The 13,528-nt window shown below is 70.3% G+C and carries 10 protein-coding genes and 1 pseudogene; 7 read left to right on the forward strand and 4 right to left on the reverse strand.

Annotated elements, in window-relative coordinates; translation table 11 throughout:
* Positions 1-82 precede the first annotated feature (82 nt).
* From ABZ490_RS12575 to ABZ490_RS12585, 3 genes are read left to right on the forward strand one after another with little or no spacing between them, the layout of a single operon-like run.
* Positions 83-1,429, forward strand: a complete 1,347-nt coding sequence (locus ABZ490_RS12575; RefSeq protein WP_358988397.1) for a replication initiator — start codon at positions 83-85, stop codon at positions 1,427-1,429.
* Complete coding sequence (locus ABZ490_RS12580; RefSeq protein WP_358988534.1) at positions 1,426-1,578, forward strand: hypothetical protein; 153 nt, start codon at positions 1,426-1,428, stop codon at positions 1,576-1,578. Before ABZ490_RS12575 ends, ABZ490_RS12580 begins: the two co-directional genes overlap by 4 nt.
* Positions 1,536-2,999: a recombinase family protein gene (locus ABZ490_RS12585; RefSeq protein WP_358988528.1), complete on the forward strand. Its 1,464-nt coding sequence runs from the start codon at positions 1,536-1,538 to the stop codon at positions 2,997-2,999. The genes ABZ490_RS12580 and ABZ490_RS12585 overlap by 43 nt, the downstream gene beginning before the upstream one ends.
* A gap of 373 nt (positions 3,000-3,372) precedes the next feature.
* On the opposite strand, the gene ABZ490_RS12590 is transcribed toward ABZ490_RS12585, so the two are convergent.
* Positions 3,373-3,558 carry a hypothetical protein gene (locus ABZ490_RS12590; protein WP_358988398.1) on the reverse strand — a complete coding sequence of 62 codons (186 nt, stop codon included), beginning with the start codon at positions 3,556-3,558 and terminating at the stop codon, positions 3,373-3,375.
* Between the two features lie 705 nt (positions 3,559-4,263).
* Between ABZ490_RS12590 and ABZ490_RS12595 the strand changes: the two are divergent.
* Positions 4,264-4,625: pseudogene (locus ABZ490_RS12595) on the forward strand (sigma factor-like helix-turn-helix DNA-binding protein); the annotation flags it as partial.
* A gap of 36 nt (positions 4,626-4,661) precedes the next feature.
* Here the strand turns inward: ABZ490_RS12595 and ABZ490_RS12600 are convergent.
* The 3 genes from ABZ490_RS12600 to ABZ490_RS12610 form a co-directional block, all read right to left on the reverse strand.
* Complete coding sequence (locus tag ABZ490_RS12600; RefSeq protein ID WP_358988400.1) at positions 4,662-5,678, reverse strand: Yip1 family protein; 1,017 nt, start codon at positions 5,676-5,678, stop codon at positions 4,662-4,664.
* 100 nt (positions 5,679-5,778) lie between these two features.
* Positions 5,779-7,149 (reverse strand): FG-GAP and VCBS repeat-containing protein, encoded by a 1,371-nt coding sequence (locus ABZ490_RS12605; protein ID WP_358988402.1) that lies wholly within the window; start codon positions 7,147-7,149, stop codon positions 5,779-5,781.
* A gap of 103 nt (positions 7,150-7,252) precedes the next feature.
* Complete coding sequence (locus tag ABZ490_RS12610) at positions 7,253-9,535, reverse strand: heterodisulfide reductase-related iron-sulfur binding cluster (protein ID WP_358988404.1); 2,283 nt, start codon at positions 9,533-9,535, stop codon at positions 7,253-7,255.
* Positions 9,536-9,722: 187 nt separating this feature from the next.
* On the opposite strand from ABZ490_RS12610, the gene ABZ490_RS12615 reads away from it, so the two are divergent.
* The 3 genes from ABZ490_RS12615 (at position 9,723) to grpE (ending at position 13,519) form a co-directional block, all read left to right on the forward strand.
* The gene (locus ABZ490_RS12615) at positions 9,723-10,952 is read left to right on the forward strand and encodes an MraY family glycosyltransferase (RefSeq protein WP_358988406.1); all 1,230 of its coding nucleotides are present in this window, start codon (positions 9,723-9,725) and stop codon (positions 10,950-10,952) included.
* Between the two features lie 78 nt (positions 10,953-11,030).
* Positions 11,031-12,866 carry a molecular chaperone DnaK gene (gene dnaK, locus ABZ490_RS12620; protein WP_358988408.1) on the forward strand — a complete coding sequence of 612 codons (1,836 nt, stop codon included), beginning with the start codon at positions 11,031-11,033 and terminating at the stop codon, positions 12,864-12,866.
* The gene (grpE, locus tag ABZ490_RS12625) at positions 12,863-13,519 is read left to right on the forward strand and encodes a nucleotide exchange factor GrpE (protein ID WP_358988410.1); all 657 of its coding nucleotides are present in this window, start codon (positions 12,863-12,865) and stop codon (positions 13,517-13,519) included. Before dnaK ends, grpE begins: the two co-directional genes overlap by 4 nt.
* The last annotated feature ends 9 nt before the right edge of the window (positions 13,520-13,528 follow it).

Consider the following 13,528-nt stretch of genomic DNA (forward strand, 5'->3'; position numbering starts at 1 on the left):
AGCTCGGCTTGCCCACACTGTCTAGCCCCCTGGACAAGTCGGGCTGCTGCCCAAGCTCCCACCTTCAAGGAGGAACCCGCACATGCGCCCCGAGGCTCCGACCGGAGCCATCCGCCAACTGGCGGCCCTCGCCCTGCACGGCGACCTGAGCACCTACGCACACCAGATCCAGCGACTCGGCGGCTGCGAGCGGCCGGTACGGATGGAGGGCCACCGCCTCGACGTCCACGCCGCGACGGGGGAGATCGTCCGTGAGGTCGTCGACCGCGACCTTCCCGCCGGACAGCTCCTCATCCGCTGCAACAACCGCCGCGCCACCAGGTGCGCCGCCTGCGCCGAGGTCTACCGCAAAGACACGTACCACCTCGTCACCGCCGGCCTGAGCGGCGGCAAGGGCATCGGCCCGGCCGTCGCCGCACACCCCCGCGTCTTCGCCACCTTCACCGCCCCCTCCTTCGGCCCCGTCCACAACCGCCCTGGCGGCGGTCGCTGCCGCTGCGGACACCTCCACCCGGACGGTGATCCCGCCCTCGGCACGCCACTCAACCCCGACCGCTACGACTACCGCTCCGCCGTCCTCTGGAACGCGCACGCCGGCGCCCTGTGGGCCCGCTTCACCACCTATCTCCGCCAACAGCTTGCCTCCCGCGCGGGCATCGGCCGCTCGGAGCTCCGCGACTGCCTCAAGGTGTCGTACGCCAAGGTCGCCGAGTACCAGCGGCGCGGCGCCGTCCACTTCCACGCAGTGATCCGACTCGACGGACCGGACGGAGCCGAGGACATCCCACCCACCTGGGCCACCACCGAACTCCTCACCGACGCCATCCGCTCAGCCGCCCGCCTCGCCGAAACCCCCGGCCCCGCCCTCGACGGCGACGCCCGCACCTTCCGCTTCGGCAACCAGCTCGACATCCGCCCCATCCGCTCGGCCGACTTCACCGGCGCCACAGACCTGACCAGCCGCGCCGTCGCCGCCTACATCGCCAAGTACGCCACCAAGGGCGCCGAAAGTGCGACCGGCACCCTGGACCGCCCCATCCGCAACCCCATCACCGACCTGATCGGCGCCGAAGTCACCGATCACGCACGTCAGTTGATCCTCACGTGCTGGCACCTCGGCGCCCTTCCCGAGCTCGAAGACCTGCGCCTGCGCAAGTGGGCTCACATGCTCGGCTTCCGCGGCCACTTCTCGACGAAATCCCGTGCGTACTCCGTCACCCTCGGCGCCCTCCGTCAGGAACGCGCCGACCACAACGAAGCACTCACCCGCGAACGCGCGGTTCTGGCTGGCCACCCCCTCCCCGATCCGGACTCCGTCCTCGTCCTCTCGCACTGGCGCTTCGCCGGTGCCGGCCTGACTGCCGCCGAATCCTGGCTCGCTACCTCACGACGACCCATCCCCAGCACGGAAGGAGAACTGTCCGCATGAAGGGCCGGACCAGGAACAAGGGCAAGCAGGAAGCCTGCGAGAGCGTCATGACGAAAGACGAGTGGATCGCGAAGCACCTGCGCAGGGCACCGGCCAGGGACGACGAATGGGTGAACCGCCTTCTTGTCCTCCGGGGGCGGTCCCAGTGAAGGCGTACAGGGTTGCTGTCTACACGCGCATGTCCAGGGACGACGAGCGGGACGGGCTGGGTGTGGCGCGTCAGCGAGAGGACTGCGAGCGTCTGGCGGATCTCCGTGGCTGGGACGTCGCGAAGGTGTACGAGGACAACGACGTCTCAGCGTTCAAGCGCAACGTGCGGCGGCCCGAGTTCGAGCTGATGTTGAGTGACCTGGCGGCCGGCCTCATCGATGGCGTCGTGGCGTACGACCTCGACCGACTTGCCCGCCAGCCGAAAGACCTTGAACGGCTCATCGATCTGTACGACGCGCACGCTCGGCGGCTGTTCGCCACAGTCACCAACGATGTGAACCTCGCAACGCCGGACGGCCGAACCATGGCCCGGGTCATGGTGGCCTTTGCCAACAAGTCCTCGCACGATGCCTCGCGTCGGATCCAGCGCAAGCACCTTGAGCTGGCGAGACAGGGCAAGTCGAGCGGGGGGCCGGCACCCTTCGGATGGCTGAAGGGTGGGCTCAAGCTCGACCCCGAAGCTGTCGAGCACATCCGCGCGGCACAGAAGCAGCTACTGGCAGGCGTTCGCATCGGGACCATCCGTTCGGACTGGCAACGGCGGGGGGTGGCACACCCCAGGCGGGGGACCACCCGCCTGCCGCACCACCTTGTCGAGCAGATGCTGACCAATCCTCGGCTCTGCGGCTACCGCACCTACAAGGGTGAAGTCCTCTTCGAGGAGGACGGCCAGCCGGTCATCGGCGAATGGGAGGTGATCAACACCGTTGAAGAGTGGGAAGCGGTCTGCGCGGTGGTCGCGGAACGCAAGCGGAAGTACCCGGGCCGGTCGCTCGCGCGGAAGTATCTGCTGTCCGGCATCGCCCGCTGCGGGTTGTGCCATTCCAAGATCCGAGGTCACGTCAACAGCCGGCGGAAACCTGGATCCGACTCCGCCGCTTTCAAGTACCAGTGCTCATCTACGAACGGTGGATGCGGGAAGGTGGCCCGTGTGGGCGAACCCGTGGACGAATTCGTCATCAGTCTCGTCCTCGCTGAGCAGCGGCAGCGGGCTGCCGTCAGTGCCGTAGCCCCGGCTGACCAATGGCCGGGGGCGGACGAACTTGTCGGCGTTGAAGCCGACATCGTGGAGCTGACGCAGGCCGCGAAGGCGAAGGAGATCACCGTCTCGACCCTTCTCCAGCTTCTCCCGGATCTGGAGCGGCGGCGCGACGAACTGAAGCTGGAGCGCGGACGCTTCAATAAGCAGCGGCATCAGGCCGAGTCCCTGAGCGCCGACATCGACGAGGACTTCCGGAGCCTTCCCATCGAGCGCCAGCAAGCGCTGATCCTGCACAGCCTGTCGGCCGTGCTGATCCACCCGGTCGGGCGGGGGCGGCGCAAGTTCGACCCGAGCCTGATCGAACCGGTTTGGCGCTGACCTGCGGCGACATCGACAGTTGGTAGGCAAGGACCCGGCCTTCGTGCCGGGTCTTTCCGTTGCTCGGACGACGCGACGACCGAGTAACCCCATTGAGTCAACAAAGCCTGGAGCGTGCTGCCGCCGGTGCGGGCGGCCGGGGAGCCTGTTCCGCCGTCCACCGAAGCGCTCTGAGTCGTCTCCTTCTCAGTTGCCGGCCGCTGTTCGACACGGGATGGTCGGAGCGGGTGTAGACGACCAGGTTGCCGTCCGTTCAGGGGTTCCGGGGCGGTCTCGGGGCCGCCTGCTGGGTTTCCCGAGTGGGGGTGGGGCGGTGCGGTGATCGCCGTCGGCCAGGAGGAGGGGGCCGAGGAGGGGTGGAACACCGGCACATCTAACAGGACCAGGCCATCTGGTCCGCCGACACCAGCCACTGACCCGGCAGCCGGTCCGCCCGCCACGCGGCGAGCACCGCGGCCCGCGTCTCCTCGACCGACTCGGCCTCGACACCGACGCTCACGTCCGTGCCCACGCCGGCCCCGACGCCGTACTCCCCCTCGGTTTCCTTCTCCTCCGTCATGCTCCGCTCCGTTCCGTTCGACCCGTCACGATCACTCCGGGCGGCCGTCCCACCGGCCCCCCGGCCCAGCCGGTCCCGGCCCTGGGCAGCCGCGCCAGCTCGTCCACCGTGCTCTCGTCCAGCCACGAACAGGTATCCGCGCCGCCGCCACTTCATGCCGGTTCCTGCGGGAACAACTCCCGCATCAGGACCAGCGGACCGCGGCCCCCATCCGTCACCCGCACACACCAGGAACACCGGCACCCCCCTCCACCCCCCTGCACCCACCCCCGACACCGCCGTCCCCGCCCAGACCCCCCGCTCGGTGACGACCCGCCGCCCCCGGTACCAGCCCGCCCCCCGGCCGCCGCCGAGGACGTCTCCCGGCCCCCGCCAGGCCCGCAGCCCCGACGCCACGCACCGCGCGAACGGCAGATGCTCCCCCGCCTCGCCCCAGGGCAGCGTCTTGTTGAACCGGGCCATCCGGCCGACCACGGACGCGGCGTTCCGGAACCGCTCCCCGTACCGGGCCCCCACCCGCAGCCGGTCCCGGGCGATGCCGATCCCGCCCGTCGGCACGATCCGCGCCGCCGCCTCCGTCACCGGCTGTGCCCGTTACGCCGTAACGCCGTAACGCCATACGGACACGTACCGCGGACTGCTGCCCGGTCAAGGTCATGCCCCAACCCCAGGAACGCCCCGCCCCGACCAGGCCCCGCGCCCACCGACCGGGCCGCTCTCGACGCCCCGTTGCCGGCCATCCGCCCCGGAAGTGCCGCGCCGCCGCGGCCGTTTCCTGGCCTGCCGCGAGGACGCCGAGGAGGCCGCGCAGGACGTGCTGCTCCAAGTGGCGCGCCGGATCGGCATGTTCGAGGGCTGCAGCCCGTTCAGCACAAGGCGGTCGCCGACTGCACCCGGGAGAAGTACCGCGCGCTGACCCCGACCGTCCCGCCGGTCTACCGGGACATCTGCCAGCTGGCGTACGCCGAGACAGCCGAGCGCACCGGCCTGCCCCCCCCGGCACCGTCAAGTCCCGTCTGTACTCGGCCCGCCGGTACATACGGCAATGGCTGGCCCTCACGCCCTGAACGGACGCGGGAGGACCAGCCACGGATGCCGGAGAGCTAGAACGTGCCCAGCTTCACGATCGACAGCAGCGCGATCAGCTGGATCGCGGACGCGCCCAGCGCCTTCGGCCACGGCAGGTCGTGCGACCTGCTCACCATCATGGTCAGCAGCGCGCCCGCCGCGACCCAGGTCACCCACCCCAGGACCTGCACGAACGTCGCGTCGCCGCCCGCGAACATCGCGACGAGCAGCCGTGGCGCGTCGGTCAGCGACATGATCAGCATCGACAGCCCGACCGTCGGCTGCCACGCGCCGTTCCCGCCCAGCTGACGGGCCAGGGTGTGCGTGACCGCGCCCAGCACGAAGGAGCTGATCACCAGCGCGACGGCCGTCGTCAGGACGATCGGGATCGCGTTGGAGATGGTGGCCTTTATGGCGTCGTCACGGGTGTCGTCGAACCCGAAGACCGCGAGCAGGCCGTACAGGAAGGTCACGACGAGGGCGGGGCCCCACATCGTGTAGTCGCGCATCCGCAGGAAGGTCTGGTCGGGGGAGAGGACGATCCCGCGCAGCAGCTCCTTCCAGTGCAGCCGGGGCCCGACCGGCCCGGCGGGCGCGGCCGCACCCGCGTGGTACGTGTCGCCCTGGCTGTACTGCTGGTGGTCGTCGACCGAGAACGCCTGGGTGTGCCCCGGGTTGTTCGCCGCGTACGGGTCGTGCGGGGCGCCGCCGCCGAAGTACTCCGGCTCGTCGCTGCCGCCGCCGTTGCCCTGCGACGGCCACTGACCGCTGCCGCCACCGCCGTACGGCGGCTGCTGTCCGCCGCGGAACTGCGGCGGGTACGGCTGCTGCGCCGGCGGCGCGTAGCCGTGCGACGGCCCCGCGGGGCCCTGTTGGCCCTGCGGCGCCTGCTGCCCGTACGGAGGGTGTTGCGGTCGCGCTTGGGGGGCACGGTTGTCCCGGCCGCCACGTCCGATCCTGAATCCAGCCACGTCGTCGAACGTACCTGGTCCGACCGACGGACGTGCCGGAGCCGGCCTCGGGGACCCCCCTTTGCGGCCGAGCTGTGACATCCCCTAAGGGATGTCATGGTGCTGTGTCAGTGGTTCGTCAGGGGCCGCCGCGCAACCCCGGGTGGGGTACGGGAGTCCGGGCGGGAACGCGGGCGCCGGGTCAGTCGATGAGGTTCGAGCCGAAGTCCGGGAGCACGGTCGCGCCGGTCGCCGTCGGGACCGTGTTCGTGCCGGGCAGGAGTACGCCGCCCTCGTACGAGCCGATCGCCAGGTCCGCCCTGCCGTCCCGGTTCAGGTCGCGCAGCCGGACGGCGTAGCCGAAGGAGGCGAGGGCGGCGGCGGGGCCCTGGACGGTCTGCGGGATCCAGGAGGAGCGGGCGCCCGAGAGGCCGCCGGGGCCGCCGCGGAAGAGGGTCACCCCGCCCTGGTCGTTCCGCCCGCCGGCGCCGTTCTCGCCGGGGACGCCTACCGCGAGGTCGGCGTAGCCGTCGCCGTTGGCGTCCGCCGCCGACAGGCTCTGGCCGAAGACGTCGCCGGTCGCGGCGGTGCCGGGGACGCCGGTGGTGTTCTGGGTGTACGTCGCCGAGCCGCTCGGTCCGGCGGAGGTGCCGCGCCACACCGTGACCGCGCCCTTGTCGCCGTTCAGGCCCGGCAGGCCGATGGCGATGTCGCCGTAGCCGTTCTTGTCGAAGTCGCCGATGACGGCCTCCGGGTCGAGGCCGTTGTTCGCGTCGCCGAGGGTCTTGGCGGGGCCCGAGGAGAGACCGGAGGCGGTGCCCTTGAGGAACCAGGCACGCTCCTTGATCCTGCTGCCGTAGAACTGCACGCCGAGGACCACCAGGTCGGTCCTGCCGTCCCCGTCGACCTTGCCCGCGGTGAGCGCGGCGGAGTTCCAGTCGGGCTTGTCGATCTTGCTGAAGGTGCCGGTGCGGCCGGCCTTGGTGAACGGGCCGCGGTACAGCCAGGCCTCGTTGCCGCCGATGACGGCGAGGTCGGGCGAGCCGTCGCCGGTGAAGTCGCCGACGGCCAGGTCGGAGCCGAAGTACTGGCCGGCGCCGCTCCTCGGCGCGAGGTCGGTGCCGCCGGACAGGCCGGTGCGCGAGCCCCAGACGACGGTGACCGTGCCGCGGTAGGAGCTGCTGCCGCCCACCTGCTCGAAGGGGTTGCCGACGACGAGATCGGCGTACCCGTCCTTGTTGAGGTCACCGCTGGCCAGCGAGGCGCCCCACTGGTCGTCGTCCTCGCCCGTGCCCGGCACCCCGGCGCTGTCCTGGTGGACCAGCCGGCTGTGGGAGGTGTCCAGGCCGTGTGCGGTGCCGTACACGACCCTGACGGCGCCGCCCCAGTAGTCCTCGCCCTCCCCGCGGGAGCCCGAGTACGCGTTGGCGTACGCCAGATCCCGGTATCCGTCGCCGTTGAAGTCGTCGTAGTGCTTGGCGACGGCCGCCGAGGCGGGCGCGCTGAGCGCCAGCGGGGCGAGGCCGGCCGCGAGCAGGACGGTGGTGAGGGCGGCCGGGGTGCTTCTGCGCAACGGGTTCTCCTGGGGGCGACGGTGGTCGACGAACAGGAGACCCGTTGCAACAGGTAAGGGTTGTACGGGAGTTCGGTCAGTTCACTTCATGGTGCGCGGTCGGCTACTTCACCGGCTCGGGCTCCGGCTCGCTCTCCGTCTCCGCCGGGTCCTCCGGGTCGACCGGCGTCCTGACCGACTCCAGGAGGAGCTGGGCGACGTCCACGACCTGGATGGACTCCTTGGCCTTGCCGTCGTTCTTCTTGCCGTTCACGGAGTCCGTGAGCATGACGAGGCAGAAGGGGCAGGCGGTGGAGACGATGTCGGGGTTCAACGAAAGGGCTTCGTCGACGCGCTCGTTGTTGATGCGCTTGCCGATCCGCTCCTCCATCCACATCCGGGCGCCGCCGGCGCCGCAGCAGAAGCCGCGTTCCTTGTGGCGGTGCATCTCCTGCTGGCGCAGGCCGGGGACGGCGGTCATGATCTCGCGCGGGGGCGTGTAGATCTTGTTGTGGCGGCCCAGGTAGCAGGGGTCGTGGTAGGTGATGATGCCCTCGACCGGGGTCACCGGGATCAGCTTGCCCTCGTCGACGAGGTGCTGGAGCAGCTGGGTGTGGTGGATGACCTCGTAGTCGCCGCCGAGCTGGGGGTACTCGTTGCCGATCGTGTTGAGGCAGTGCGGGCAGGTGGCGACGATCTTCTTGGCCGACTTCGGCTTCGCGGACTCGGCGGTCACCTTGCCGTCGTCGTCCATCTCCTCGCCGAACGCCATGTTCAGCGCCATGACGTTCTCCATGCCGAGCTCCTGGAAGAGGGGCTCGTTGCCGAGGCGGCGGGCGGAGTCACCGGTGCACTTCTCGTCGCCGCCCATGATCGCGAACTTGACGCCCGCGATGTGCAGCAGCTCGGCGAAGGCCTTGGTGGTCTTCTTGGCGCGGTCCTCCAGGGCGCCGGCGCAGCCGACCCAGTAGAGGTACTCGACCTCGGAGAGGTCCTCGATGTCCTGGCCGACGACCGGGATCTCGAAGTCGACCTCCTTCGTCCACTCCAGGCGCTGCTTCTTGGCCAGGCCCCAGGGGTTGCCCTTCTTCTCCAGGTTCTTGAGCATCGTGCCCGCCTCGGACGGGAACGAGGACTCGATCATGACCTGGTAGCGGCGCATGTCGACGATGTGGTCGACGTGCTCGATGTCCACCGGGCACTGCTCGACGCACGCGCCGCAGGTGGTGCAGGACCACAGGACGTCCGGGTCGATGACGCCGTTCTCCACGGCGGTGCCGATCAGCGGGCGCTCGGCCTCCGCGAGGGCCGCCGCGGGGACGTCCTTGAGCTGCTCCTCGGACGCCTTCTCCTCGCCCTCCGCGGTCTTGCCGCCGCCCGCGAGCAGGTAGGGCGCCTTGGCGTGGGCGTGGTCCCGCAGGGACATGATCAGCAGCTTGGGGGAGAGGGGCTTGCCGGTGTTCCAGGCGGGGCACTGGGACTGGCAGCGGCCGCACTCGGTGCAGGTGGAGAAGTCGAGCAGGCCCTTCCAGGAGAACTGCTCGACCTGGGAGACGCCGAAGACGTCGTCGTCACCGGGGTCGGTGAAGTCGATCGGCTTGCCGCCGGAGGTCATCGGCTGGAGGCCGCCGAGGGCCGTCTCGCCGGTGGCGTTGCGCTTGAACCAGATGTTCGGGAACGCCAGGAAGCGGTGCCAGGCCACGCCCATGTTGGTGTTGAGCGAGACGACGATCATCCACACGAAGGACGTGCCGATCTTGATCGTCGCGACGAGGTAGACCAGGTTCTGGAGGGTGGGGACGCTCAGGCCCTTGAAGGCCAGGACCAGGGGGTACGAGGCGAAGTACGCGGCCTCGTAGTGCTCCACGTGGTGGATCGCGCCCTCGAGGCCGCGCAGGGTGTAGATCGCGAGGCCGATGGTGAGGATGACGTACTCGACGAAGTACGCCTGGCCGGCCTTGGAGCCCGCGAAGCGGGACTTGCGGCCCGGGCGCGAGGGCAGGCTCAGCAGCCGGATCACGATCAGGACGGCGATGCCGAGGACCGTCATCACACCGATGAACTCGATGTAGAGCTCGAACGGCAGGAACCCGCCGATCACCGGCAGCGTCCAGTCGGCCTGGAAGAGCTGGCCGAAGGCCTGCGCCAGGGTCGGCGGCAGCGTCAGGAAGCCGATCGCCACGAACCAGTGGGCGAAGCCCACGATGCCCCAGCGGTTCATCCGCGTGTGGCCGAGGAACTCCTTCACGAGCGTCACACTGCGCGCGTAGGGGTTGTCGGTACGGGACCCGGCCGGAACCGGCTGGCCCAGTTTGAAGTACCGGACGAACTGACCGATGGCGCGTGCGAGCAGCGCGACGCCGACCACGGTCAGGACCAGCGACACGATGATCGCGGCGAGTTGCATGAGGGGGCTCCTCGGGCCTGCGAGGGATCAAATTACTAAGCGGTAACTTATGCAGTCCGTCTGAGGCTACCCCCATCCTGCGCTGCACTGTAGCGGGCGGTGGGGTGATCTGGATCGCTGAGGGTCACCTCAGAGTCTGACCGTGTTATTCGTACCAAATTGGTACATTTGTTACTAACTTATATCCGTGCTCTACGGGATCGCCGCCGCCACCACCGCCCTCCTGCTCTCCGCCGTGCTCGCCGGACTGCTGCGCGTGCCCGCCCTGCGTCTCGGGCTGGTCGAGCGGCGGCAGCGACAGCGGCGGGTGCCGCTGTCCGGGGGCCTCGCCGTCGTCCTCACCACCTGCCTCGTCGCCCTCGCCGGGGACCGCTGGGGGTACGCCCCGCTCGGCGACGGCGTCGGGGCGCTGCTCCCGGCCGCGGGCGCCCTGGCCGGCCTGGGGCTGATCGCGGACGTGTGGCGGCTCAAGGCCCGCCTCCTCGTGCTCGGGACGGCGGTGGCGGCCGCCTTCGTCGTGCCCTACGGCGACACCGGCCCCTGGGCGGGGGCGCTCGCCGTCGTCTGGATCACGTGCGCGGCGCTCGCCTTTCGGTCCCTCGACCACGCGGACGGGGTGGCCGGCACGGTCGGGGTCGTGACCGCGTTCGGCGCGGCCGCGTGCGCCGCGCTGGAGGTGCTGGACGGGGTGGCCGTCCTGCTGAGCGTCCTCGCCGCCGCGCTCACCGGCTTCCTGATGCACAACTGGCCCCCCGCGCGCGTGGCGCTCGGCGCCTGCGGCTCGCTGTTCGCCGGCTTCCTGCTCGCCGCGGGCGCGGTCACCGTGCGCGCGGGCGGCGGGCCGGGCGAGGGGGCGGGGGTGCTGTTCGCCCTCACCGCGGTCGCCACCGCCGACGCCGTCCTGGTCGCCGTGGCCCGGCGGCTGGCCGGGCGGCCCCTGCTGCGCGGCGGCCCCGACCATCTCGCGCACCGGTTGCGCCGGCTCGGGCTGACCCCGCAGGGGGCGGTCGTGGTGCTCGGTACGGCGGCGTTCGCGGGGGTGCTCGTCGGGACGCTCGTGCACACCGGCTGGGCGGGGCCGCGGGCGGTGTGGTGGGTGGCGGGCGGCGCCCTGGCCGTCGTCCTCGGACTGCTGCGGGTCCCGGTGTACGGGCCGCCCCGCGCGCGGGGGAGCGCCCATGACGCCTCCCGCAGCCATGACGCCTCCCGCGCCCATGACGCCTCCCGCGCCCATGACGCCTCACGCGCGCGTGGCGCACGGCGTGATCCCCGGATGTCCCGGATGTACGGCCCCCGGCGTCAATCCGAGTCCCTTCCCGTACGCCCCGGATCGGGTGATCGCCGAGCCGGTCGGGATGCGTCCGCAGGTCAACGGCATCTTGCGTGTAAGGAACGGATAAGAGTTGAGTGGGTGTGACTCAGGTCTGTTGACCGAGCGGTGAGGGTCGTGCACACTTGAGTCCGTTCCACTCAAGTCAGCTGGAGGAAGATCACCATGGCACGTGCGGTCGGCATCGACCTGGGCACGACTAACTCCGTCGTCAGCGTTCTTGAAGGCGGCGAGCCCACCGTCATCACCAACGCCGAGGGTGCCCGGACCACGCCGTCCGTCGTCGCCTTCGCGAAGAACGGCGAGGTCCTCGTCGGCGAGGTCGCCAAGCGTCAGGCGGTCACGAACGTGGACCGCACCATCCGCTCGGTCAAGCGCCACATGGGCACCGACTGGAAGATCGAGCTGGACGGCAAGCCGTTCAACCCGCAGCAGATCTCCGCGTTCATCCTGCAGAAGCTGAAGCGCGACGCCGAGGCCTACCTGGGCGAGAAGGTGACCGACGCGGTCATCACCGTCCCGGCGTACTTCAACGACTCCGAGCGCCAGGCCACCAAGGAGGCCGGTGAGATCGCGGGCCTCAACGTCCTGCGCATCGTCAACGAGCCCACCGCGGCCGCGCTCGCCTACGGCCTCGACAAGGACGAGCAGATCATCCTCGTCTTCGACCTCGGTGGCGGCACCTTCGACGTGTCCCTCCTGGAGATCGGCGACGGCGTCGTCGAGGTGAAGGCCACCAACGGTGACAACCACCTCGGTGGTGACGACTGGGACCAGCGCGTCGTCGACTACCTGGTCAAGCAGTTCGCGGCCGGCCACGGCGTGGACCTCGGCAAGGACAAGATGGCGCTCCAGCGTCTGCGCGAGGCCGCCGAGAAGGCGAAGATCGAGCTGTCCTCCTCCACCGAGACCTCGATCAACCTGCCGTACATCACGGCGTCCGCCGAGGGCCCGCTGCACCTGGACGAGAAGCTCACCCGCGCCCAGTTCCAGCAGCTCACCGCGGACCTGCTCGAGCGCTGCAAGACCCCGTTCCACAACGTCATCAAGGACGCCGGGATCAATCTCTCCGAGATCGACCACGTCGTTCTCGTGGGTGGCTCGACCCGTATGCCCGCCGTCGCCGAGCTGGTCAAGGAGCTGACCGGCGGTCAGGACGCCAACAAGGGCGTGAACCCGGACGAGGTCGTCGCCATCGGCGCCGCACTCCAGGCCGGTGTCCTCAAGGGCGAGGTCAAGGACGTCCTGCTGCTCGACGTCACCCCGCTGTCCCTCGGCATCGAGACCAAGGGAGGGATCATGACCAAGCTCATCGAGCGCAACACCACGATCCCGACCAAGCGGTCCGAGATCTTCACCACGGCCGAGGACAACCAGCCGTCCGTGCAGATCCAGGTCTACCAGGGCGAGCGCGAGATCGCGGCGTACAACAAGAAGCTCGGCATGTTCGAGCTGACCGGTCTGCCGCCGGCCCCGCGCGGTGTCCCGCAGATCGAGGTCGCCTTCGACATCGACGCCAACGGCATCATGCACGTGACCGCCAAGGACCTGGGCACGGGCAAGGAGCAGAAGATGACCGTCACCGGCGGCTCCTCGCTGCCGAAGGACGAGGTCGACCGCATGCGCCAGGAGGCCGAGCAGTACGCGGACGAGGACCACCGCCGCCGCGAGGCCGCCGAGGCCCGCAACCAGGGCGAGCAGCTCGTCTACCAGACCGAGAAGTTCCTCAAGGACAACGAGGACAAGGTCCCCGGCGAGATCAAGGCCGAGGTCGAGGAGGCCCTCGTCGAGCTGAAGGAGAAGCTCAAGGGCGAGGACACCGCCGAGATCCGCACCGCCACCGAGAAGGTCGCGGCCGTCTCGCAGAAGCTCGGCCAGGCCATGTACGCCGACGCCCAGGGCGCCCAGGCCACCGCCGGCGGTGCCGGTGAGGCCAAGGCCGACGACGACGTCGTGGACGCCGAGATCGTGGACGACGAGCGCAAGGACGGTGCCGCGTGACGGAGGAGACCCCGGGCTTCGAGGAGAAGCCCGACGTCCCCTCCGGCGCCACCTCCGACGACGCCGAGCCGAAGGCCGCCTCCGAGGAGGGGGCGGCCCCGGCCGGGGACGCGAACCAGACCGCAGGCCTCGTGGCCCAGCTGGACCAGGTGCGTACCGCGCTCGGCGAGCGCACCGCGGACCTCCAGCGGCTCCAGGCCGAGTACCAGAACTACCGCCGCCGGGTCGAGCGCGACCGGATCGCGGTCAAGGAGATCGCCATCGCGAACCTCCTGACCGAGCTCCTGCCCGTCCTCGACGACATCGGCCGCGCGCGGGAACACGGCGAGTTCGTCGGCGGCTTCAAGTCGGTCGGCGAGTCGCTGGAGACCGTCGCGGCGAAGATGGGCCTCCAGCAGTTCGGCAAGGAGGGCGAGCCCTTCGACCCGACGATCCACGAGGCCCTGATGCACTCGTACGCGCCGGATGTCACCGAGACGACGTGCGTGGCGATTCTGCAGCCCGGGTATCGGATCGGCGAGCGCACCATCCGCCCCGCGCGGGTGGCCGTCGCCGAGCCCCAGCCCGGCGCCCAGGCGGCCAAGGCCGAGTCCTCGGACCCGGCCACCGCCGAGGCGGCGGACGAGAAGGACAACGGCCCTGAGGAGGGCTGACGTAGACAG

Source organism: Streptomyces sp. NPDC005811, from assembly GCF_040630405.1.
GTDB lineage: Bacteria > Actinomycetota > Actinomycetes > Streptomycetales > Streptomycetaceae > Streptomyces.

Bases quoted from the DNA above. Each gene is read 5' to 3' on its own strand.
- ABZ490_RS12610 (WP_358988404.1), bottom strand. From the start codon at position 9,535: ATGCAACTCGCCGCGATCATCGTGTCGCTGGTCCTGACCGTGGTCGGC.
- ABZ490_RS12575 (WP_358988397.1), top strand. From the start codon at position 83: ATGCGCCCCGAGGCTCCGACCGGAGCCATCCGCCAACTGGCGGCCCTC.
- ABZ490_RS12580 (WP_358988534.1), top strand. From the start codon at position 1,426: ATGAAGGGCCGGACCAGGAACAAGGGCAAGCAGGAAGCCTGCGAGAGC.
- ABZ490_RS12585 (WP_358988528.1), top strand. From the start codon at position 1,536: ATGGGTGAACCGCCTTCTTGTCCTCCGGGGGCGGTCCCAGTGAAGGCG.
- ABZ490_RS12600 (WP_358988400.1), bottom strand. From the start codon at position 5,678: ATGTCACAGCTCGGCCGCAAAGGGGGGTCCCCGAGGCCGGCTCCGGCA.
- ABZ490_RS12590 (WP_358988398.1), bottom strand. From the start codon at position 3,558: ATGACGGAGGAGAAGGAAACCGAGGGGGAGTACGGCGTCGGGGCCGGC.
- dnaK (WP_358988408.1), top strand. From the start codon at position 11,031: ATGGCACGTGCGGTCGGCATCGACCTGGGCACGACTAACTCCGTCGTC.